Origin of the sequence: Paenibacillus sp. GCM10027629 (assembly GCF_042676425.1) — a bacterium.
Classification (GTDB): Bacteria; Bacillota; Bacilli; order Paenibacillales; family Paenibacillaceae; genus Paenibacillus_K; species Paenibacillus_K terrigena.
This window is the reverse complement of sequence record NZ_JBHTGZ010000012.1, coordinates 901,473-923,471: the sequence shown is the minus strand read 5'-3', so window position 1 is coordinate 923,471 and position 21,999 is coordinate 901,473. Positions and strand designations below refer to the sequence as shown.

Below are 21,999 nucleotides of genomic sequence, written 5' to 3'. Positions count from 1 at the left end.
TGACCAATACTAATCGGTCGAGGGCTTATCCTAAAACATAAAACGCAAATTTATTTCGCATCCGGTTTTCAGGGAGCAAAAAAGAAAAGCATGATTGCCAAGTGCAGTGATGTGGATCAGAATGCTTGCAGCATGTGGTAATGCTGTAAACCTGAATTAGTAATTCGTTTGGTGTCGATGGCGGAGGGGTTCCACGCGTACCCATCCCGAACACGACCGTTAAGCCCTCTAGCGCCGATGGTACTTGGACCGCAGGGTCCTGGGAGAGTAGGACGATGCCAAGCAGCTAAAGACCACTTTTGAGATTCAATTCTCGAAGGTGGTCTTTTTTATGCTTTCAATTGAGTCGCTGAAAATGACGCATTGTATTATTTGAGTAGGCTATTTCCCTCGACACATTGTAAGCCCAACATGTCGAGGGTTTTCTATTAAGATTTTCGAAGCGGCAGCCAGCGAAGCACTTGTTGAATCTGTTGATCCCAATACTCCCAGTTGTGATCCCCAGGACCTTCCTCGTACGTCAGATCGAGTCCAACTTTCTTGCATGTATCGCGGAAGAGTACATTTTGATCATATAAATAATCTTCGGTTCCGCAGCATTGGAATAACTTAGGCTTTTGAACGGCATCCGTCGTCGATCCAAGCGTCGATACCAGGTGCAGCAAATCACTGTTCGAACCTTCAACTTTTTGATTGCCGAATACGAGTTGATAGACCTCTGGCCACCACTCCAAGCATCTTGGATCCGTGAGGTCCATTGCACCCGATAAGCTCGCTGCAGCAGCGAAGCGATCCGGGTGATTCAGCGCAAGCTTGAATGCACCATATCCCCCCATAGATAATCCTGCGACGAAGTTATCTTCGCGTGCCTCAGAGAGTGGGAAGAATGATTGAGCGACGCGAGGCAGTTCTTCACTAATGAAGGTCCAATAACGATTACCGTGGACCATATCTGCATAGAAGCTGCGATCAACCTGAGGCATGACAATAGCGATACCTAGTGCTGCGGCATACCGCTCGATTGAAGTGCGGCGTATCCAGGTCGTATGGTCGTCAGAAAGCCCGTGCAGCAAGTAGAGCGTTGGGTGACGGAGCGAGTGCACAACATTCGTAAGCCCAATCTGCGTCTTTGTCTGCTCTGGCAAGATGACCGACATGGTTGTGCTGAGACCTAAAGACTCGGCATAAAAGTTACATTGTATTAGTGCCATAACTGTAGTTAACCCTCCCAAGTTGAGAAATGCCTATGTGCGAATCGCGAAGGCAATACCTTTCTCCCTTATGATTCTCCACGTGCTTACGCCTTTCCTGCAATATCCTATCTTCACTGAAAAATCAAAAAACCTGTCAGAATTACTCCAACAGGTTCACAATTATATTTCCGTACTGGAACGGCGAACGATCAGCTTAGACGGAAGGATGACACTCCGAGGCTCATTGGCTGTTCCTTGAATACGATCGATGAGCATTTGCATACCAATCCGACCAAAATCATAAGCAGGTTGTGCCGCAATTGTTAAGAAAGGGTCCACGATATAACCAGGATCGAGATCATCGAAACATACGATGGACATGTCGTCAGGAATACGAAGCTCTCTGCTCCGAAGTGATCGAATGACGGCTAATGTAATAAAGTTATTGGCTGCGAATATCGCCGTTGGCGGTTCTTCTAAGGATAGAAGTCGATCAATAATCGGATCCGCATCGAATTGCGAATACCCTGTTTCGAACATATAATCGGGATTCACTGGAATATCGTTCAGTTTCAATGTCTCCAAATATCCTGCCTCGCGCATTCTTGCCGTTGAGATGCCAGGTGAACCGTTAATAAAAGCAATTCGGCGATGCCCCAGCTTGATTAAATGGTCTACTAACGCTTTGGAGCCTTCCTTGCTATCTCCTAATACGCGGTCAGAATCAATACCAGGCACTTCACGGTCAACCAGCACAAAAGGAATATTGTATAACTGCAATTTCTGCAAGTGTTCTAAGGACTGGTCTCCGGCAGGCGCAATAAGTACGCCGTCTACACGCATGGAGAGTACGGTCTCAATATATTCATGTTCTTTCTTGACATCCTCATCGCTATTCGAGAACATGAGCCGATATCCTAATCGCTGAGCAGCATCTTCTGCGCCTCGCGCGAGCGTTGTATAGAAGGGATTGGTAATATCCGTAATGAGGAGGGAGATAATCTTGGTCTGCTGAAGAACTAGGCTTCGAGCCGCATGGTTGGGAACGTAGTTCATTTCCTCCATGATGGCTTTGACACGCTGTCTTGTCTTCTCGCTGATACGGCCAGTGTTATTGATAACTCTGGAGACCGTCATGGTAGAGCATTGTGCTCTTTTGGCGATGTCATAGATTGAAACCATGGTAGTATCCTTTCTATATCAAGTGATATCGTCAATATTGAAGGAATCAGGTACGAAAGTCAAGATACAGAAACGAGGAAAATTATCCTTGACACTACCGGGTAAAGTTGATACTTTTGAGTTACCGATAACTCTATTGAGGTGATGAGAAAATGGCAGGAGAAGTAGTAGCTGGCGCTGATGCACTCGTCGTGGATGAGAAAGATCATGTTGCGACTGCACTGAAGGACATCCAAGCAGGTGATACGATTCATTACAGAAGTAAAGATCAGCTTGTGACGGTTGTAGCATTGGATCCGATACCATTCGGACATAAAGTCGCGCTTGTTGACATGGAAGAAGGAACGCATGTTATGAAATATGGTGAAGTCATTGGACGCGCAACGGTCATGATCGAACGCGGGCGTCATGTTCATGTGCATAATGTGGAAGGGATTCGCGGCAGAGGAGATCAAAGTCAAGGGGCGTAGCGCCTGAGGGGGAAAATGGATCATGGACTTTATTAAAGGTTATCAACGCGCCAATGGCGAGTACGGTATTCGAAATCATTTATTAGTTATTCCTACGGTCATTTGTGCGAATCAAGTATGCAATCGAATTAGTCAGACTGTTCCTGGAACCGTTTCCATCCCGCATCAACATGGCTGCAGTCAGATTGGCGCGGATAAAGTACGTACATTCGAGACACTCGCAGGTACAGGGAAAAATCCAAATGTCGGAGCAGTAATTATTGTAAGCCTTGGGTGCGAGGTTATTGACCCGCACGAGCTTGCGAAGGACATTGGAGCGACAGGCAAACCGGTTGAAGTAATTGATATCCAAGAAGTGGGCGGATCGGTGAAGGCAATTCAGAAAGGGATCGAAATCGCGAAACGTCTACGTGCTGAGCTGGATCAACTACCTATCGTAAATATGCCAATCAGTGAGCTTCGTATTGGGGTTAAATGCGGCGGATCCGATGCAACGTCAGGCATGGCATCCAACCCAGCACTGGGGGTAGCGTCAGACATCTTGATCGAGAAGGGCGGCACAGTCGTCATTAGTGAAACAACCGAGATTATCGGCGCAGAACATGTCATGGCTGCACGCTGCAGCTCGAAGGAAGTCGCCGACAAGCTCTATCATTTTATTGAGCGGTTCGAAGTCGAGATCAATCGAATGGGCGCAGATATGCGCGGCGGCAACCCAAGCCCTGGGAATATTGCGGGGGGATTATCTACGATTGAAGAGAAGTCTCTAGGCTGCATTAGCAAATGCGGAACTTCGCCGCTTGTCGGTGCTTTTGAATATGCAGAAGCGATTCCTGGTAAAGGTCTCTATTTCATGGATTCCCCGGGAAATGACATTGAGTGCGTATCGGGTATGGCAGCGAGTGGTGTACACCTTGTCTGCTTCACAACGGGACGTGGAACACCAACGGGTGCAGCGGTTATTCCGGTCATTAAAATCACAGGGAACGAACGTGTCTTCAAGTCTATGAATGATAACCTTGATGTCGACGTAAGCGCGATGCTCGCAGGTACGCTCGGACTGAACGAAGCTGGTGAATCGATCTGGCAAGAAATTGTCGAAGTAGCTGATGGCAAAGAGACCAAGGCTGAAATTCTAGGTCACCAAGAATTTAGTATTAACCGGATTGGACCAACATTGTAATGGAAGGGAGATTAACATACATGAACCGTTTGAAATCGAGAGTCGCGTTAGTAACTGGAGGAAGCCGCGGGATTGGTGAGGCGATTGTCATTCGTCTGGCTGAAGAAGGTGCGGATGTAGCGATTAACTACGCATCGGAAAAAAGTTTGGATTTAGCCGAGAAGGTCAAAGCACAAGTCGAGGCGCTTGGTCAACGAGCTATCGTCGTACGTGCAGATGTAGGGAAGAAATCCGAGGTTGAGGCGATGTTCGCACAGGTTGAAGCTAAGCTTGGACCCGTTGATATTCTCGTGAACAATGCGGGGATCGCTCCGTTCGAATCCTTCTTGAATGTCTCCGAAGAGACTTGGGATCGTACGTATAACACGAACGTAAAGGCAATTTTCTTAGCTTCGCAGATTGCAGCGAAAGGCATGATCGAGCGTCGTTACGGCAAAATCGTCAACGTTCTCTCAACAGCAAGCCTTGTCGTGACAAGTCCGGTGATCCCGCATTACCAATCCTCCAAGGCCGCAGCGAACATGCTGACAAAAGGAATGGCCATTGAGCTCGGGAAGTTCAATATTAACGTAAACGCCGTGGGACCAAGCACCGTGGATACGGATATGTGTACAGATTACTTGGCAAGCCCAGTGATCCGCCAACAAGAGATTGAAGCGAATCCGATGAAACGCCTCGGTACAGCACGTCAAATCGGCGATGCAGTTGTATTCTTAGCATCCGAAGAAGCGATGCAAGTAAACGGTCATTTGCTTATGGTTGATGGCGGTCTGACGGTGAAGGCTGCACAGCCAGACGATCATATGGAACGCTAATTCATCGAGGAATCTAAAGGAGGAGCTCGTATGCGATTAAAGGATAAAGTAACGTTAATTACTGGATCAGGGTCGGGAATCGGGAAAAGTTCCGCGATACGTTTTGCAAAAGAAGGCGCTATTGTCATTATTAACGATCTGAACGAGGAGCATGGCAAGGCAGCAGCGGCAGAAATCGAAAGTGCCGGCGGACGCGCCCACTTCATTCGTGCCGATGTAACCAAAGCGGACCAAGTGCAGGCAATGGTAGCAGAAATCATCGAGCGTTATGGTCGTATCGATGTTCTCTTCAACAATGCCGGCGTTAGTGGTGTGGGCCGCCTGCATGAAATCGATGAAGAGGCATGGGATCGTGTCATAAATATCAATATCAAAGGTGTATTTCTGCCATGTAAGTATGTTCTCCCTCATATGATGGAGGCGAAGTCAGGATCGATCATTAATATGTCTTCTTGTATTGCTGAAATCGGGCTTGCACAGCGCGGTTCATATTCGACAACCAAAGGTGCAGTATTATCGCTAACCAAGTCGATGCAAGTGGATTATGCGCCATATAACATTCGTGTGAATGCCTTGTTACCAGGGACAATTCTTACGCCGTTCGTGGAAGATTATTTGAAGAAATCCTATGGCGACAATCAAGAGGCGGCGTATGCTTCCCTCAAGACCCGCCAATTAAGCGGAGATCTAGGACGTCCTGAAGATGTGGCGCAAGCTGCGTTATTCCTCGCTTCGGACGAATCGAAATTTATGATGGGGTCACCGCTCTATATTGACGGCGGCGTTGTATTCGGCAAGAATGCTTAAAACACAAGGAGGTTCACGAGCGTGAAACTGTTAACATTTATTGAAGAGGGTCAGCAGCGTCTTGGTGTTCAGACAGCATATGGGGTATTGGATGTGGCTCGTGCAGCTGCAGGAGACAACCACGTGCCGCAGAACGTGATGGATGTCATCCAAGGCGGACAGGCAGCAGTAGATAAACTCCAATCGATTGTCGATCAATACGGTACATCGGGGGATGCATTGCTGAATGAGTCGACAATCACTTACGGGCCTTGCGTCACGGCACCGAACAAAATCATTTGTGTTGGTCTTAACTACAAGAAGCATGCGGAAGAGACGAATGCCCCTATTCCGGCGTATCCGATTCTGTTCAACAAATTCAATAATACATTGACTTCCCATCAAGCTGAGATCGTCGTGCCGAACGTGACGAAGGAACTCGATTATGAAGCGGAACTCGTCATCGTGATCGGGAAGAATACGAAGAACGTATCCCGTGAGGAAGCGTTAGATCATGTCTTTGGCTATTGTGCAGTCAATGACCTATCGGCTCGTGATCTGCAAATGCGTACCCATCAATGGTTGTTAGGCAAAACATGCGATGATTTCAGTCCGCTTGGACCTTACCTGGTGTCGGCTGATGAAGTTGGCGATCCGAACCAACTATTCATTCGAGCGATTGTCAATGGTGAGGTGCGTCAGAACTCGAATACATCCGACATGATTTTCCCATGTGACGAGATTGTCAGTTACATCTCGAAGCATATGACATTGGTGCCTGGAGATATTATCTTGACAGGTACACCAGAAGGCGTCGTTCTTGGATTACCGCCAGAACAACGTGTCTACCTACAGCCGGGTGATGTCGTAACGATAGAGATTGAGAAGCTAGGTTCTTTAACGAACCGATTCATCGCGGAAGTGTAATCCTGTTATTATTTTCATAGACTCATATATAAGGAACCTGTACGGCCTTGTGCTGTGCAGGTTTTTTGTCGTTCTTCCGCAATACGCCTGTCCCTCTAGCAATCGCGTGCATACTATATCATATCGTATAAGAAAGCAATCGAATCGTAGAAAGGGGGGGAGCGCAACATGGATCCACAACAGTTTATCGCAAGAATAGCACCCATGGCGGTTCGCAGTATGCATCAGACCGGCATCCCTGCATCATTAATCATTGCACAAGCAGCGCTGGAAAGCTCTTGGGGTAGTTCATCCTTAACCGTGAAGCAGAATAATCTATTCGGGATTAAAGGCGGGAACAGCTCCTGGACCACGACAGAATATGGGGATGATGGTAAGCCATATACCATTAAAGCTTCCTTCCGAGCCTACCCCAACTGGCAAAATTCTATTGATGACCATGCTAATCTGCTGCTAAACGGGACCAAAGATAATCCAATGCGGTATCGCAAGGTCATTGGAGCGGACTATAAAGCGGCAGCACAGGCGGTATATCAAGGCGGGTATGCGACAGATCCGAATTATCCAAAGCTGCTGATGCAATTGATCGAGCAGTATCATTTATACGTGTATGATGCCACATTGACAGAGGAGGAGAACCTATTGAACTTAACGGCGAATCAACAGAGCATGCTCGTGACAGCCATTAACGATCTTATGAAAAAAGGATACATTACCGATCCAAGCTGGCTAGAGAAGACGAAGAAAGGTGAACTCACAGTATCTGAACTGACTTGGCTCAATACGATCATATTGGCTCGTTAAAATAGTTTCAAATTAAAGAGGCAGCAGTTGCTGGCCTCTTTTTTCATTCTAATAACTGGCAGGCGTCATGTAACCAGAAAAAAGGAATGTGATTTGGGTCACATGAATGTGATTTAAGTCACATGAATCTGATTAAAATTCTGATAGAATTACTTTGAGATAAAATTCACAAACAATTGATTATGTGAAACCATACTAGGAGGGTCTATACCATGAAAAAAATATCTCTATTATTTCTGACAACTATGCTTGTCGCTGGTCTTCTTGCAGGATGCGGTGGCAAAACAGAAACTACGAAGCCAGAAACAACAACAGAGTCCACTACAACTGACAAAACAACTGCAGAGCAAGGCACTTACGCAGATGGAACATATTATGCTGAACAGCCTGAGTTCACAGATGGCTGGAAATACGCTGTAACATTGCAAGTGGAAGGCGGCAAAATTACGTCCGCGAACTGGACAGGCATTAACGAAGCTGGCGGCCCAGATAAGAAAGCCCTATCCAAAGAAGGCAAGTACGGCATGAAAGATAAAGGTAAAGCTTTAGGTGAATGGCACGAAGAAGCTGAAAAGGCAGAGCAATTCTTGATCGAGAAGCAAGATCCTAAAGCAATTACAACCAATGCAGAAGGTAAAACAGATGCGATCACTGGCGTTACGATCACCGTTAGCCCATTCGCAGAGCTTGCTGAAAAAGCACTAGCAGCAGGCGTTGTTGAGCCAGGCCCTTATAAAGACGGAGCTTACCACGCAGAAGAAGCTAATTTTGACGATGGCGGCTTTAAATATACTGTTGATCTTACTGTATTGAACGGTAACATCGTTGCAGCGAACTGGGATGCACAAGCGAAAGACGGCGGCGACACGAAGAAGAAATTGTCCAAAGATGGTAAGTACGGTATGAAAGAAAAAGGCAACGCAGCTGGCGAATGGCATGAAGAAGCTCAAAAAGCAGAGCAATTCTTGATCGAGAAGCAAGATCCAGCAGCATTTTCTCTAAATGCAGAAGGTAAATCGGATGCAGTATCAGGTGTAACTATTACTGTGAGCCCATTTGTTGATTTGGTTACTAAAGCACTTGATGGTGCGAAAAAGTAATAAACGAAGTTCACAGAAGGATATCCCTGCTGCGTATACAGCGGGGGTTTCTTCGTAAAATACGGACAAAGAGGTGACTCCCATGAATAAGAAAATTATCGTTCTTGGTGGAGGTTACGGAGGCGTACTAACGGCTAAGAAATTAGCGAAGAAGTTCAAAAAGGGATCCGGCGTTGAAATCACACTCATCGATCGCAAGCCATACCATACACTCCTAACCGAATTACACGAAGTTGCAGCAGCACGCGTTGAGGAAGATTCGATCAAAGTCGATCTGAAGAAGATTTTTGCCGGACGTAATGTCAATGTGGTGCTCGACGATATTGCCAACATTGATTTTAATGCCAATACACTTCATTCGAAACATAACAAAAGCTATAACTACGATTATTTAGTTATCGGTACAGGCTGTAAGCCGTCGTACTTCGGGATTCCAGGTGCAGAGGAGCATGCATTCTCGTTATGGTCTTATGAAGATGCTGTTGCACTAAGAGAACAAATCCGCAATATGTTCATCAGAGCTGTGAAAGAAACCGATCCGGCAGTCCGCAAACGTATGTTGACGTTCGTTGTTGTAGGTGCAGGTTTCACGGGGATTGAGATGATCGGTGAGCTTGGTGAATACAAGGAGCAATTGTGCAAAGAGTTCTACCTGGACAAATCAGAAGTTCGTCTTGTTGTTGCCGATATGGCACCAAAAATCTTGCCGATTCTACCAGACAAGCTGATCCAGAAAGCAAAGCAGCGTCTTGATAAACTGGGCATCGAAGTCATCACAGGTACGCAAATTACAGGCGTATCGCCAACGTCCGTAAGTCTCGGAGAATCCGGGGATATCGAAGCGAACACCGTGATCTGGACGGCGGGTGTCGAAGGTTCGGATTTGGTAGGCGAATTGGATCTAGAACAAAAGGGTAGAAAACGGATCGTAACGAACGAGCATTTGCAAAGTATTGATCACAAAAACGTATACGTCGTCGGCGATAACATCTTCTATATCCCAGAAGGCGAAGAACGTCCTGTTCCGCAAATGGTTGAGAATGCGGAGAACGCAGCGCCACTCATTGCGAATAACATTCACGCTGTGATTACGGGACAAGCTCAGCAGAAGCCATACAAGCCGGTATTCCACGGGACGATGGTATGTATTGGTGGACGCTACGGGGTTGCGAATATCGGTACACCGAAGAAAATGTTCATGTTCACAGGCTTCATGGCTATGTTCTTCAAGCATTTCATTAACTTGTTCTATTTATTCCAAGTGTGTGGATTTAATAAATGTTATTCCTATATGCTTCATGAGTTCTTCCATGTACCAAATCGTCGGAGCTTCGTTGGCGGACACTTGTCCAAGCGTTCCCCGAACTTCTGGCTCGTACCCCTTCGGATATTCGTTGGTGCGATGTGGTTAAAAGAGGGTCTTGCGAAGTTACCGAAAATTCTGGAAGATCCGGGCCATATTTTCTTGATCCCAGCCAAAGTGGTTGACGGTACTTCGGGTGCGACTGAAGCTGTAGCAGCAGCAGGGGAAGCCGTAAAAACGGCTGTAGAGGCACTGCCGGTTCCTGACTTTATTAGCAGCATGGTCAAGGGAACGATGGATATGTTCTTCTACACGGGCGATGGCGGGTATACCGCACTAGCATCGATATTCCAAGCTGCTATGGTATGCGGAGAGATCATCTTCGGTCTTATGCTCATCGTTGGCCTGTTCACATCGGTAGCATCCATTGGTACGGTTGCAATGGGGTTGATGATCTGGACATCCGGTATGGCTCCTTACGAAATGCTCTGGTACCTGTTCGCAGGTGTCGCGTTAATCGGAGGTTCCGGCAGTACGCTTGGTATGGACTACTACCTGTACCCGCATTTGAAACGCATCTGGCGTAAAATTCCGTTCGTCAAGAAATGGTATTTATACGCAGATTAATCTAGAGGTTAAGGTTATAGGTTTGAGTACCTGTCAGCCATAAAAAAGGAGCGTATTGCGCATGCTGCATTACGCCCTCCTTATTTTCAAAGGAAAAGCAGGTGATGAATCATGAATACAAGCCAATTAATGACACAGACGTTCGAACAATTAAAGCAGCAATTAGCCCCCGAAGCAGGCATTGCGATTGCACTGGACACCCGCTGGGTGAAAGAGATGGCTCATTTTCTGAATGAATATGATGTGGATGATGCACGGCGGCAATGTATTTTGGGATGCTATGTATTACTTCGATTGTCCCTGCAGTCCCATGGTGATGTACAGGAAGAAAAACAAGAACTAACACGCAAAATTCTTGACGGCGATTATTTACAGAGCATTTATTATGAATATGCCTTAGCGAACCATGCTATGGATTTGCTCAATGCACTAGCACCTGTTATTAAAACGATACACATTCGTAGAATCGAAGGAAAACCGGCTGAATTTATACTCCCTACCGCAATACATCAGTTTGTGACGTATCGGTACTCGAAGGCAGCTTATGAAGTTATCTGATGCCCTTCACATCGATGTGGACCGCATTGATAAAGAGATGATTGACCTGGTTCGCTATGATCGAGATTTGCCGGTATTCTCGGTTGTGAAGCGCAGCGTGCTCGATTTGATTCAAGCGGGGGGAAAGCGTCTTCGTCCAATGCTCGTTATCGTCGGAAGCCGATTCGGGACACGAGAACCGGAAGGGAAGCGACTGGTTCGTCTTGCTGCGGCAGCTGAATTCGTGCATGCGGCATCCTTGATTCATGATGATATTATTGACGGTGCAGAACGGAGAAGACAGCAGCCGACGCTCCATACGAAGACGAATAACTATACAGCAACCCATGTCGCGAACTATATGATGGCTAGAATTGTGGAAGCACTCTTCGAATATTCGGACAAGGAAGAACAAGGAAGTGCTCTCCAGGATCTGATTTCGGCAGCACCATCAAGGCTTTGTCTAGGGGAATATCAACAGCTGAACACGCGGTTTGATTATGATATTAGGCTAGATACGTATTTGGAGAAAACGATGAATAAGACAGCGCTTCTCATGGCAACTTGCCTGCAGGTTGGTGCACGTACGGCAGAAGCAGACGAGTGGGTATCCAATAAGTTATACGCATTTGGCAGAGCGGTAGGCATGTCCTTTCAAATTAAGGACGATTTGCTCGATTTCGAGCAATCAGAAGGTAAGCTGGGTAAGCCAGCAGGAGCGGATTTAATGAACGGACAAGTGACGCTTCCTGTCATCTATGCACTTCGTGAAGAGCAGCTCAGGGATCAAATTCGAGCGTTGCATGAAGGCTCCTCCGTGGAAGAGTTCCAATTCGTGATCGACCAGATTCGAAGCAGTCCTGCCATGGATCAAGCGAAGGAACTGAGCCATCGATATATGCATGAAGCGTGGAAGCTGATTGAAGACCTGCGAGAATTTAAGGCTTCACAGGATTTAGAGACAATTTGGCATTATTTTAATGATCGGGATTTTTAAACTTAGAGAGAGTTATCCATTTTCATGGGTAACTCTCTCTTTTTTGTATGCTTCTATATGAAAGGGGTTACAAGTGAGATTCAATCCGATATAATAACATAAAAAACTGCGAAGCGGGGTTTGAACGTGAGGAGCTCTTGGTTTAAACGGCTTTTGCTGTCTTATTTGCCGATTTTTATTATTGTCATTACGTTTACATTCTTCGTGTTCTTCCAACTGTTCAGTGAGCAGAGTCGTAAGGAAGCATCCAATGCGAATAAGATGTTGTCACTGCAGGCGATGCGTCTTGTCGATACGTCGCTGAAGGTGATTGATAATATGGTGGTGCTGGAGACCATTAACAGCAAGCCGCTCAAAGACTTCTTCAAATCGAATACGAACAGCGATCCGTATATTACTATTGCTGCCGTGCAGAAGCTGAAAGAAATGATTACATATTACCCCTTAATCGATTCGATCTATATGGTGCGATATGCAGACGGGTTCGTCCTCAGCGATGCGACGAATTCATTCGTTAAAGATTATGCTGACCAGGATTTTATCGAGCAATATCAAATATCCAAAACTCCGAAGTGGACGGATGGTCGCAATTTCGAACAATTTAAAATGATCGGTGGCAAACAAGTTGTCAGTCTCGTTCGAGGCGCGCCGTACATGAAGAATGATCTCGGTATGATCGTGATCAATGTAGCGACAGAATCCCTTCATAAGCTAACGAAAGATCTGTACGACACAAAGAACAGTTTTATTCAGACGCAGGATACATCGGGTAAACTGTTGTTTGGCAGCTCGATGAACGAGGGGGGAGCGACTAATTCTCAATATGTCTCCAGCTACACCAATTGGAAGTATGGAAGCGGGCTGGTACAAGGCGGATTGGTTCGGTTTATTTCATCGCTCTATAACGTATGGTTCGTCATCGGTCTTCTGATGATCGCTATGGGTCTGCTCTGGATGGTTTATGTGACGCGTCGCCATTCCAAGCCGATCGAGCAGATTGCTGCGAAGTTTAGCAGCTATTCCTTACCCAATGCAGGCGGGGGAGCAAGACGTGGCAAGACGGATGAATTTGCCTTTATTGAGTCTGCGCTGGACAATATTCTGGAGCAGGCTAGGCAATATCAGCAGAAATATCAAGAGGATCTGCACCTTCGGACGCGAGATTTATTCCATCAATTAATTGATGGCGGGGCAAATCTAACCTTGGTGGAATGGGAGCTCGAAGCGAAGCCATTGAAGCTTCCGACACCGACAGGACGATGTCAGATGTTCGTCGTCGAAATTGATAAGTACGGGGATTTCTGCAACAACTATTCCAAGGGTGACCAGCATCTGTTGAAGTTCACACTGCGTACGGTCATTGAAGAAATCGCGTCCAAATTAGATTGTAGGTTGTGGTCTGAATGGACCTCGGCTTCCCATTTGTCGGTGATGTTGTTCGAGACGCCTGAAGCGAATCTCGATGAACCGACTTCGCTGTCTCAACTTGCGGATCAGGTTAGAGGCTGGACCGAGCAGAATTTGAAATTTACAATTACGATTGGTCTAGGCCCGCTCGCAGAGATTGTAAGCGAGATTCCAATGTCCTATAAAGCTTGCATGGAAGCACTGAAGTATAAGACCGTCCTGGGCGAGAATCGGTTGATCTCGAGCGAGGATATTGCAAGCCAAGGCCAAGCGGAGGTCTATTCTCATCTTGGAGCGATTCGATGGCTAGTGCAGTCTTTCCGTACGGGCGAAGACCATTGGATCGAGGAATACGATGCTTGGTTCATGCAATTGAAGCAAGGGCTGCTCACAAATGATGAAATTATGAATGTCATGAATTATTTGATCTATTTCTTCGGCCGAGCAGTGTCCGGATGGAGTAAAGAAATCCAGCAGATGTGGGTTCAGGAGAGTCTGCCGAAGTTGAGTGAGCAGGTCGATAACGGGTATTCTCTTGATCAACTGCGCGAAGGTATCAAGCCGGTACTGATTGAATTGTATGCTACGATCCAGCAGATGCGAGATACGCGTCAGCATACGGTGATGATTCGTGAGATGCGGAAATTCATTGAACTGGATTATGCGAATCCGAATATGTCGCTGGAATTTCTGGGCGAGCATTTCAAGATGAATCCGAAATATGTGAGTAAGCTGTTCAAAGAGAACACCGGGCAGAAGTTCGTCGATTTCCTAATCGAAATGCGCATGCAAGAGGCGCAGCGTCTGCTGACGGAGACAACCTATTCGGTGCAAGAGGTTGCGGAGCGGGTTGGTTATACGAGTGCGATCTCGTTCAGTCGCGTATTCAAGAAAGTTGTTGGTTACTCACCCGGTGAATATCGTACGGATCACTTGCGAAGAGCGAATGGTTGAAAACGGTTTATTCGTAGAAAATAGTGCGGGCAGCGATGCGAATCGCTGCTTTTTTCGCATGCTGACGCCAAAGTGAAAAAAGTTAGATCGGTTTATTCTTGTTTCTTGTTGATGCATGAAATGCCCTCTACAATGGGGTCATATTCGAAAGCCGCAAACCAAGGTCTAGACGGAAGGAGCTGCGTGATGCCAAATCTAGTGAATGAAACAGGAGTCGTAAGAAAGCCAGCGTGGAGACGAATGAAGCGTCACTGGCAATTGTACTTGGTGATTTTGCTGCCACTGCTCTATTTAGTAATCTTCAAATATGTGCCCATGGCAGGGATCGTCATTGCATTCAAAGATTATAACGTGATCAAAGGCATCTGGGGCAGCACCTGGGTGGGACTGAAGTATTTCGAGCAATTCTTCAATTCACCGAATTTCTGGCTCTATATTAAGAATACGCTCGGCATTAGCCTCTACGGGCTGCTGATTGGGTTCCCGGCTCCCATTATTCTGGCGCTGGCACTGAATGAAATACGGAACGGACTATTTAAGAAAAGTGTACAGCTCGTCACCTACGCGCCGTACTTCATCTCCACGGTTATCATGGTCTCGATTATTATCGTTAATCTAACGCCGAATGTCGGGATGATCAGTAAATTTTTCGCGATGCTGGGCGTCGAGAATACGAACTTTATGGGCATTCCCGGATTGTTCAAATCGATCTACGTCTGGTCCGATGTATGGCAGTTCACAGGTTATGGCGCGATCATCTATATTGCTGCGCTTGCGGGTGTAAATCCAGAGCTATATGAATCGGCCAAGGTAGACGGGGCTTCGCGCATTCAGAAGATTATTAATATCGATATTCCGAGTCTAATCCCGGTATCGGTCATCTTGTTGATCTTGAACTTAGGGAATATTATGAAGCTCGGTTTCGAGAAAATTTATCTCATGCAAAATCCGCTCAATCTGAGCACGTCTGAAGTCATCTCTACTTACGTGTACAAAGTGGGCTTGCTGGGCTCTAGCTTCAGCTTCTCGGCTGCGATTGGGTTGTTCAACTCGGTCATTAACTTGATTCTGCTCGTATCCGTCAATTACATTGCTAAGAAATTATCTAATAATAGCCTGTGGTAATCCCGAAGAAGGAGAGAGGAGTCCTTATGATAACAGCATCTCGTATTCAAGAATCCAAGGGTGACCGTCTGTTCTTAGGTATCGTCTATCTGTTCTTGACGGTTATCTTATTGATCGTGGCGCTCCCGCTGCTCTATATTCTTAGCTCTTCCGTTAGTTCGCCTCAGGCCGTCGTATCGGGTAAAGTCTGGTTGTTCCCCGTCGATTTTACGTTAGCCGGCTACAAGGCGGTCTTCAATAATGCACAAATCGGCGTCGGTTATATGAATTCACTTTTCTATACCGTAGTTGGAACCGTTATCAATGTCTTACTTACAATCATGATCGCATATCCACTGGCGAAGAAGACCTTCTATGGACGCAATTTTGTCATGGTGCTCCTCGTGATTACGATGATGTTCGATGGAGGACTGATTCCTTTTTATATGGTCGTCAAAAATCTGCATCTATTAGATACACGTTGGGCGTTGATCTTGCCAGGCGCACTGGCGGTATTCCAGGTCATTGTTGCACGAACCTTCTTTCAGACATCGATTCCGGATGAACTATCCGAAGCGGCAGAGCTGGATGGGTGCAGCGATATTCGGTTCATTTGGAGCATTGTATTACCGTTGTCGAAGCCGATTATTGCGGTTATGACGCTCATGTATGCGGTAGGCCATTGGAACGCCTATTTCGATGCACTGATTTTCCTTAGATCGCCAGATCTATTTCCACTACAGATTATTCTGCGGAATATTCTCATCCTGAATTCCGTCGATCCTTCGATGATGGCGAATGTCGATCAGATGCAGGCACAGCAAGGGCTGAGAGATTTGCTGAAGTATTCCTTGATCGTTGTCGCAAGTGCTCCGGTACTGATCATCTATCCATTCGTACAGAAGCATTTCGTCAAAGGGGTTATGATCGGTTCACTCAAAGGATAAATTCAGTTACAGACTTGAGAGGGGGGATGCGGCAGCCGCAAATTAATTCGCACGTTGGCATTAGCACAAGGATGACAGGGTCATGATTTACCATTAAGATGATAATGGAGGCGTAGTCTTTATGAGAAAAAAATGGACGAAGACGTTTGCAGGGACATTAAGTTTGGTATTCACCTTGGCACTCATGCTCAGCGCTTGCAGCGGCAATAGCACGCAGCAGTCAGAGACGCCAGCTGACTCGTCAGGCGAGAAGCCTGCGGCTCAGGAGGATTTGTTCACGGAAGTGGGCACGTATCCCATTGTGAAGAAGCCGATGACGATTAAGATGTTCGCGCCTCAGCTATCGACAATTGAGAACATGGAGACGAACACGTACACGAAGTTCCTCGAAGAGAAGACGAATATTAAGATTGACTGGGATTTGGTACCGGATAATGCGTTGAATGATCGCAAACAGCTGATGCTCGCGAGTGGCGATTACCCGGAAGTCATCTTGCATGGAGCGCTTACGAAAGAGGAGCAAATGAAATACGGCAAGCAAGGCGTGTTCATTCCGCTCAATGAATTGATCGATAAATATGCGCCGAACATTAAGAAAGCGATGGCAGACATTCCATATATGAAAGCATCGATTACAGCACCGGACGGCAACATCTATGCGCTGCCGCAAGTGAATGAGTGCTACCACTGTGATAATGCGCTTAAAATGTGGATCAACAAAGCTTGGCTTGATAAATTAGGGCTTCAGGTTCCAACCACGACGGAAGAATTCCATAACGTATTGAAAGCTTTCAAAGAAAAGGATCCCAATGGCAACGGCAAAGCGGATGAAATTCCACTAACGGGCTCCGATGAGATGTGGACGGGAAATGTCTCGGCCTTCTTAATGAACTCCTTCATCGTCGATGATTATACCGAGAAGAATACGGGTACGTTCCTGCGTGTCCTAGATGGCAAAGTCGACTTCGTCGCGAATAAAGAGGAATGGAAGCAAGGGCTCTTATACTTAAATCAGTTATATAAAGAAGGCTTGATTGATCCAGCTTCCTTCACGCAAAATGCAGACGCGATCCAACAGCTTGCGAATCGTGAGAAGGATAACGTCATGGGCGCGCTATCGACGGCGTTAATCAGCTATGCTTATAGCATGGACAGCAAGGCGCCGCGTCATAAAGATTATGTCGTCGTTCCGCCGCTCAAAGGACCGAATGGCGTTCAGCAGACGTTGTTCTTCGCAGGGATCAATAGCTCGCAATTTGCGATTACGAACAAAGCGACGCCAGAGCAGCAAATCGCTGCGATCCGGTTCGCAGATTATCTCTATACAGAGGAATCGATCGTATTGCAAGAGAATGGGCCTGAAGGCGGTGGCTGGCGCAAAGCTACGGATGGTGAACTTGGTATGGACGGCAAGCCTGCCAAATATACGAACATCGTAAAAACCGATAAGAAACCGACTCACAACGATGGCTGGGAACAAATTGGACCATCCCTAAGAACGTATGCTTACCGCGATTCCTGGACAGCACCACAGGATCCGCTCGCAGATAATGGCTATGGTACACGACTCAATAACGTATCCAAGGAATATGAGCCGTATCATTCCAAAGAGCAATACCCGAACGGTCTGTTCATCGCCCTCGAGGATGCGGAGCTTAGCGCACAGATTAAGACCACCTTGGTCGACTACGTGAAGTCGAATATGGCGCAATTCATTACAGGCTCAAAGGACATTAACAAGGAATGGGACGCTTATGTGAAAGGCTTGGATGGTCTGCAATTAGCACAGTACCTCGAAATCTACCAGAAGGCGCTCGCGTCTAAATAAGCGAGTTATGTTTCGGGAAAAGGCTGTCCTGCAGGGGAGATCCCTTGTATGACAGTCTTTTTTGGCTACGGACATGATGAGATTCACAGGAAAAACACATAAAAATCACACGACGTACACACCGTTTTTGATATAGTAATTTCGAATAAAGGTAATAGTTGGAGGGGGAGATATACGGGATTAGCGGCCCAGTTTCTTGCTTTTTTGAGTAATAACTTATGAAAGGGTTTACAAAAAAAGGAGGGAATCGATTGAAAAAGACGAGAAAATTTATGACTTTATTGCTAGTAGCAACATGCATGATGACGATGCTGTTATCCGCTTGCGGCAGTACAAAGACGGCGGATGCGCCGAAGGAAACAACGGAAGCAGCAAATGACAATAAGACGGAGCCGGCGGCCGAGACCACTGCTGAGCCTGATAACACGGCCTCGACTGAGCCCGTGACGATCAAATTCATGACGCCATGGGGCGGCGGAGAAGGCGGAGAAGTGAGGATCCGCCTGGCAGATGCGCTGGAAAAGAAATATCCGAATATTAAGATTGAAGCGATTGGAGCATTCGCTTCCGCGGAGAAAATCCAAGAGGCCAATGCTGCGAATAATTCCCCAGACATTATGTTGATTACAGACCCCTTTGTCACCTTGAACGATCTTGAAATGACTTATCCACTAGATGATTTAATTGCCAAGAATAATGTAGATATGACGAAATTCCGCGATGGCGCTATTGAAGCGATTCGGCAGCGCGATCCGGAGCAGAAGAATCGATTGCTCGGGATGCCGATTGAAGATGTTGTCGTGAACTTATTCTATAATAAAGATATCTTCGATAAACTCGGCCTCGAATATCCAAGCGAGACGCCAACCTGGGATGAATTGCTCGACTTGGCCAAGAAAATCGCCGGGAAACATGGTGATGCCGAGTACGTCGGTCTCGCTACGCGCGGATTATCCCAAGCAATGCTTCAATTATCGGCCTCTGGCACGAATCCTGAAACAGGCGAAATTCTATTCGAGAAGGATCCGAAGTTCGCCAAATATTTCAGCCTTGTACAGCGCGTTGTGAGTATTCCGGGCAATGTGCCTGATGAAGCGCAGAAAGATAATTTCGGCTTCGAAAAAGGAAATGTCGGCATGATTCTATCCTTCGTGAATAGTGCGAAGCTCTATGCGCATACGGAAGGCTTGAACTTCGGCATGTCCGCTTACCCAAGCTGGAGTGATCTCCCAGGTGTATTGCCGAACAATATTCCGCTTACGCTTGCCATTAACCCAGCAAGCAAACATATTGAAGAGGCATTCAAAGTGTTAGAATTCGCTGCTTCTGAAGAGAATCAGAAGAATATCGCGATCGGTGGGGCGCCGCCGGTGGTGAAGGATCCGGAGATTCGCAAATATCTGGCAGGTGATGATAAAGTAGGCGTCTATAATATCGACGTCGCATACAAGGGGACGGCAGCAGCGCCGGTATTCTCCCCGTACGGCCCGGATATTTTCTACTATGAATCCAATATTATCAGTGATAAGACCGCAGAAATGATCAAGAACAAAGGCAAAGAAGATGTGAATACGTTCTTGCGTAAAATGACGGATGAGTATGCGGCGATATTGAAGGAGAAAGCGAATAAAAAGTAAATGTTCAAAGGCTTCGATGGACCCTAATAAGGTCTATCGAAGCCTTTGATGCTACAGCAGAATAAAGTCTAGCAGCGTACAGAATAGGATCACCATACTAATAATCTGATTCAGCTTATAGGAAGCAATCCTCATCAGGTGACGATTGCTCGGTTTGATAATACGATGCTCGGTGAGCAGCAGCAGAGTTGCAATGAAAATGCCGAGCAGGTAGATCCAGCCAAGGTCGCGAATGAAAGCGAGGCTGAAGAGCAAGAGTACCATGATAAAGTGCAGGGCACGCGAGATGTAGAGCGCATCTTCGAACCCGAATATGCTCGGTACGGACCAGAGGCCATTTTTGCGATCAAAATCGATGTCTTGCGTCGCATAGATAATATCGAAGCCTGCAATCCAGAGCATGACGATCGTTCCCAGAATAAAGGGTGTAAAGGCGAACTGTCCTGTCACGGCGAACCAGGCGCCAATGGGCGCGGACGCAATCGTGAAACCTAGAAACAGGTGGCAGAGCCAGGTGAACCGCTTTGTATACGAATAAGCTGTAATGAGCAATATCGCGACTGGCGATAACGCGAAGCAGAGCGGATTCAGCATGGCGGCTGCGAATACGAACAGCGCGTAATTCAGAATAACGAACAGGATGACTTCCCTTGGCATGAGCTGTTTCTTCGGCATATGGCGCGATGCGGTACGGGGGTTCAATGTATCGAACTTCAGATCCGCAAGTCGATTAAATGCATTCGCCCCATTCCGGGCTGCGACAAGGGCGATAAGCGACCAGGTTATCACATACCAGGATGGCCAGCCATTCGACGCCCACAGCAAGGAAATGATGGCGAATGGCAGGGAGAACAAGGTGTGCGAGAACATGACGAGTTCGCCGAAGAGTCTTATTTTGCTGGTGACGCTTCGTATAACCATGCATGCCCTCCTGTACAAACATCTTCAAGCGCTGAGAGCATTCTGCGAATGTTGGATTCATGGATGACGAGTGGCGGCTGGAAAGCCAGCACGTTGCGGTTCACACCATTTTTTCCGATAATGAAGCCCCTGTTCTTCATGCATTCGATGATCATATCAACGGCCTCTGCGCCACGCTGAGGTGCATCCCCCAAGATCTCCATCCCAACCATCAGCCCCATACCGCGTACATCTGTAATGAAATTATACTTGTGCTTCAATTCTAGCAGACCATCCTTCAGCAGCTGACCAAGCTTGTGTGAACGCCGCACTAGCTTCTCTTGTTCAATATAGTCCAGTACCGCCATTGCCGTAACGGAAGAGACCGGATTACCGCCGAAGGTTGAAGCCGAAGGTCGATTAAAGGAATTCGCGATCGCATCCGTCGTCGAGAAGCAGCCGATCGGGGTGCCATTGCCGAGCGCCTTCGCCATGGATAAGATGTCAGGGACGACACCGAAATGCTCCATCGCGAACATAGCACCCGTCCGTCCAAAGCCGGTCTGAATTTCATCTGCGATTAGTAAGACATTATGCTGCTTAAGCAGGGCATGCACCTCTTGGAAATAGTGCCTCGCCGGTACGATAATGCCGCCATTACCTTGGATCGGCTCGACGATCATCGCTGCGATGGTATCGCCCTTCTCAGCGAGAACTTGGCGCAGGGCCTGAAGAGATTTCTCTGCGGCTTCATCCAATGTCATGCCCCCATCGAACGGACGAGGAATGAAGTGCGTGTTCTTCTCAAGATACGGATCCGTACGCCACATCGGGATGCCGGTAACGCTCATCGTTAATGACGTCCGTCCATGAAGTCCGAAATCTAGCGCAATGAAATCACGCTTATTCGTATGCAGTCGAGCGGCGAGCAAGGCGCCTTCATTCGCTTCGGAACCACTGTTGCAGAAGAACGTCCGCTTCAAATCCCCAGGCAGAATACGCGCAAGCCGCTCTGCCAGATCCACCATTGGTTGTGTGAGATAGATGGTCGACGTATGCTGGAGCGTCTCAACCTGCTTAACCGTCTCTCGTGTAATATGCTCATTGCAATGGCCGCAAGCGACCACGGATACCCCTGCGAAGAAATCCACATAGGGGGTATCTTTCTCGTCGTACAAATATTGCATATGTCCTCGTACCATTTGAGGAGGCTGCTTATAGAAGTGGCTTGTGCAAGGGAACATGAACGTTTTGCGTTTCTGTAGAATTTGGTCTGCGCCGATCATATTGTCCATTAG

Annotated in this window: 19 protein-coding genes and 1 rRNA gene; 16 read left to right on the top strand and 4 right to left on the bottom strand. The window is 47.0% G+C overall.

Annotation, left to right across the window (positions count from 1 at the left end; all coding sequences use genetic code 11):
- Positions 1–167 precede the first annotated feature (167 nt).
- Positions 168–284 (top strand): 5S ribosomal RNA (gene rrf, locus ACFQZR_RS24900).
- A 144-nt stretch (positions 285–428) separates the two neighbouring features.
- Here rrf and ACFQZR_RS24895 read toward each other — a convergent pair.
- Positions 429–1,211 carry an alpha/beta hydrolase gene (locus ACFQZR_RS24895; RefSeq protein WP_379350918.1) on the bottom strand — a complete coding sequence of 261 codons (783 nt, stop codon included), beginning with the start codon at positions 1,209–1,211 and terminating at the stop codon, positions 429–431.
- A gap of 162 nt (positions 1,212–1,373) precedes the next feature.
- A complete protein-coding gene (locus ACFQZR_RS24890; RefSeq protein ID WP_379350916.1) occupies positions 1,374–2,330 on the bottom strand; it encodes a LacI family DNA-binding transcriptional regulator in 957 nt (318 codons plus the stop codon).
- Between the two features lie 197 nt (positions 2,331–2,527).
- On the opposite strand from ACFQZR_RS24890, the gene ACFQZR_RS24885 reads away from it, so the two are divergent.
- The 15 genes from ACFQZR_RS24885 to ACFQZR_RS24815 all read left to right on the top strand — a co-directional run bounded on the left by ACFQZR_RS24885 (position 2,528) and on the right by ACFQZR_RS24815 (position 19,801).
- Entirely contained in the window at positions 2,528–2,845 is a 318-nt protein-coding gene (locus ACFQZR_RS24885; RefSeq protein ID WP_379350914.1) for a UxaA family hydrolase, read from the top strand.
- Between the two features lie 22 nt (positions 2,846–2,867).
- Complete coding sequence (locus ACFQZR_RS24880; RefSeq protein ID WP_379350912.1) at positions 2,868–4,028, top strand: UxaA family hydrolase; 1,161 nt, start codon at positions 2,868–2,870, stop codon at positions 4,026–4,028.
- Positions 4,029–4,048: 20 nt separating this feature from the next.
- Positions 4,049–4,843 (top strand): SDR family NAD(P)-dependent oxidoreductase, encoded by a 795-nt coding sequence (locus ACFQZR_RS24875; RefSeq protein WP_379350910.1) that lies wholly within the window; start codon positions 4,049–4,051, stop codon positions 4,841–4,843.
- Positions 4,844–4,873: 30 nt separating this feature from the next.
- A complete protein-coding gene (locus ACFQZR_RS24870; protein ID WP_379350907.1) occupies positions 4,874–5,650 on the top strand; it encodes an SDR family NAD(P)-dependent oxidoreductase in 777 nt (258 codons plus the stop codon).
- Between the two features lie 21 nt (positions 5,651–5,671).
- Positions 5,672–6,556 carry a fumarylacetoacetate hydrolase family protein gene (locus tag ACFQZR_RS24865; protein WP_379350905.1) on the top strand — a complete coding sequence of 295 codons (885 nt, stop codon included), beginning with the start codon at positions 5,672–5,674 and terminating at the stop codon, positions 6,554–6,556.
- Positions 6,557–6,724: 168 nt separating this feature from the next.
- On the top strand, positions 6,725–7,360 hold the full coding sequence (locus ACFQZR_RS24860) for a glycoside hydrolase family 73 protein (protein ID WP_379350903.1): 636 nt from the start codon (positions 6,725–6,727) through the stop codon (positions 7,358–7,360).
- Positions 7,361–7,572: 212 nt separating this feature from the next.
- Positions 7,573–8,460 carry an FMN-binding protein gene (locus tag ACFQZR_RS24855; protein WP_379350901.1) on the top strand — a complete coding sequence of 296 codons (888 nt, stop codon included), beginning with the start codon at positions 7,573–7,575 and terminating at the stop codon, positions 8,458–8,460.
- A gap of 82 nt (positions 8,461–8,542) precedes the next feature.
- Positions 8,543–10,390, top strand: a complete 1,848-nt coding sequence (locus ACFQZR_RS24850) for an FAD-dependent oxidoreductase (RefSeq protein WP_379350899.1) — start codon at positions 8,543–8,545, stop codon at positions 10,388–10,390.
- A 111-nt stretch (positions 10,391–10,501) separates the two neighbouring features.
- Positions 10,502–10,948, top strand: coding sequence for a hypothetical protein (locus ACFQZR_RS24845; RefSeq protein WP_379350897.1), 447 nt, complete (start codon positions 10,502–10,504; stop codon positions 10,946–10,948).
- Positions 10,935–11,924: a polyprenyl synthetase family protein gene (locus ACFQZR_RS24840; RefSeq protein ID WP_379350895.1), complete on the top strand. Its 990-nt coding sequence runs from the start codon at positions 10,935–10,937 to the stop codon at positions 11,922–11,924. Before ACFQZR_RS24845 ends, ACFQZR_RS24840 begins: the two co-directional genes overlap by 14 nt.
- A gap of 126 nt (positions 11,925–12,050) precedes the next feature.
- Entirely contained in the window at positions 12,051–14,285 is a 2,235-nt protein-coding gene (locus ACFQZR_RS24835; protein ID WP_379350893.1) for a helix-turn-helix domain-containing protein, read from the top strand.
- Between the two features lie 186 nt (positions 14,286–14,471).
- Positions 14,472–15,410 carry an ABC transporter permease gene (locus tag ACFQZR_RS24830; protein ID WP_379350890.1) on the top strand — a complete coding sequence of 313 codons (939 nt, stop codon included), beginning with the start codon at positions 14,472–14,474 and terminating at the stop codon, positions 15,408–15,410.
- Between the two features lie 26 nt (positions 15,411–15,436).
- Entirely contained in the window at positions 15,437–16,336 is a 900-nt protein-coding gene (locus ACFQZR_RS24825; RefSeq protein ID WP_314585936.1) for a carbohydrate ABC transporter permease, read from the top strand.
- 121 nt (positions 16,337–16,457) lie between these two features.
- Complete coding sequence (locus ACFQZR_RS24820; protein WP_379350888.1) at positions 16,458–18,164, top strand: ABC transporter substrate-binding protein; 1,707 nt, start codon at positions 16,458–16,460, stop codon at positions 18,162–18,164.
- 251 nt (positions 18,165–18,415) lie between these two features.
- Positions 18,416–19,801 carry an ABC transporter substrate-binding protein gene (locus ACFQZR_RS24815; RefSeq protein WP_379350886.1) on the top strand — a complete coding sequence of 462 codons (1,386 nt, stop codon included), beginning with the start codon at positions 18,416–18,418 and terminating at the stop codon, positions 19,799–19,801.
- A 51-nt stretch (positions 19,802–19,852) separates the two neighbouring features.
- Here the strand turns inward: ACFQZR_RS24815 and ACFQZR_RS24810 are convergent, their stop codons facing one another.
- Entirely contained in the window at positions 19,853–20,722 is an 870-nt protein-coding gene (locus tag ACFQZR_RS24810) for a UbiA-like polyprenyltransferase (protein ID WP_379350884.1), read from the bottom strand.
- The gene (locus tag ACFQZR_RS24805) at positions 20,692–21,996 is read right to left on the bottom strand and encodes an aspartate aminotransferase family protein (protein WP_379350882.1); all 1,305 of its coding nucleotides are present in this window, start codon (positions 21,994–21,996) and stop codon (positions 20,692–20,694) included. Before ACFQZR_RS24805 ends, ACFQZR_RS24810 begins: the two co-directional genes overlap by 31 nt.
- Positions 21,997–21,999: the final 3 nt, after the last annotated feature.

What these genes read in the sequence shown, in the direction of transcription:
- ACFQZR_RS24895 (WP_379350918.1), bottom strand. Translation starts at nt 1,211, where the DNA reads ATGGCACTAATACAATGTAACTTTTATGCCGAGTCTTTAGGTCTCAGC.
- ACFQZR_RS24890 (WP_379350916.1), bottom strand. Translation starts at nt 2,330, where the DNA reads ATGACGGTCTCCAGAGTTATCAATAACACTGGCCGTATCAGCGAGAAG.
- ACFQZR_RS24885 (WP_379350914.1), top strand. Translation starts at nt 2,528, where the DNA reads ATGGCAGGAGAAGTAGTAGCTGGCGCTGATGCACTCGTCGTGGATGAG.
- ACFQZR_RS24880 (WP_379350912.1), top strand. Translation starts at nt 2,868, where the DNA reads ATGGACTTTATTAAAGGTTATCAACGCGCCAATGGCGAGTACGGTATT.
- ACFQZR_RS24875 (WP_379350910.1), top strand. Translation starts at nt 4,049, where the DNA reads ATGAACCGTTTGAAATCGAGAGTCGCGTTAGTAACTGGAGGAAGCCGC.
- ACFQZR_RS24870 (WP_379350907.1), top strand. Translation starts at nt 4,874, where the DNA reads ATGCGATTAAAGGATAAAGTAACGTTAATTACTGGATCAGGGTCGGGA.
- ACFQZR_RS24860 (WP_379350903.1), top strand. Translation starts at nt 6,725, where the DNA reads ATGGATCCACAACAGTTTATCGCAAGAATAGCACCCATGGCGGTTCGC.
- ACFQZR_RS24855 (WP_379350901.1), top strand. Translation starts at nt 7,573, where the DNA reads ATGAAAAAAATATCTCTATTATTTCTGACAACTATGCTTGTCGCTGGT.
- ACFQZR_RS24850 (WP_379350899.1), top strand. Translation starts at nt 8,543, where the DNA reads ATGAATAAGAAAATTATCGTTCTTGGTGGAGGTTACGGAGGCGTACTA.
- ACFQZR_RS24845 (WP_379350897.1), top strand. Translation starts at nt 10,502, where the DNA reads ATGAATACAAGCCAATTAATGACACAGACGTTCGAACAATTAAAGCAG.
- ACFQZR_RS24840 (WP_379350895.1), top strand. Translation starts at nt 10,935, where the DNA reads ATGAAGTTATCTGATGCCCTTCACATCGATGTGGACCGCATTGATAAA.
- ACFQZR_RS24830 (WP_379350890.1), top strand. Translation starts at nt 14,472, where the DNA reads ATGCCAAATCTAGTGAATGAAACAGGAGTCGTAAGAAAGCCAGCGTGG.
- ACFQZR_RS24825 (WP_314585936.1), top strand. Translation starts at nt 15,437, where the DNA reads ATGATAACAGCATCTCGTATTCAAGAATCCAAGGGTGACCGTCTGTTC.
- ACFQZR_RS24820 (WP_379350888.1), top strand. Translation starts at nt 16,458, where the DNA reads ATGAGAAAAAAATGGACGAAGACGTTTGCAGGGACATTAAGTTTGGTA.
- ACFQZR_RS24810 (WP_379350884.1), bottom strand. Translation starts at nt 20,722, where the DNA reads ATGGTTATACGAAGCGTCACCAGCAAAATAAGACTCTTCGGCGAACTC.
- ACFQZR_RS24805 (WP_379350882.1), bottom strand. Translation starts at nt 21,996, where the DNA reads ATGGACAATATGATCGGCGCAGACCAAATTCTACAGAAACGCAAAACG.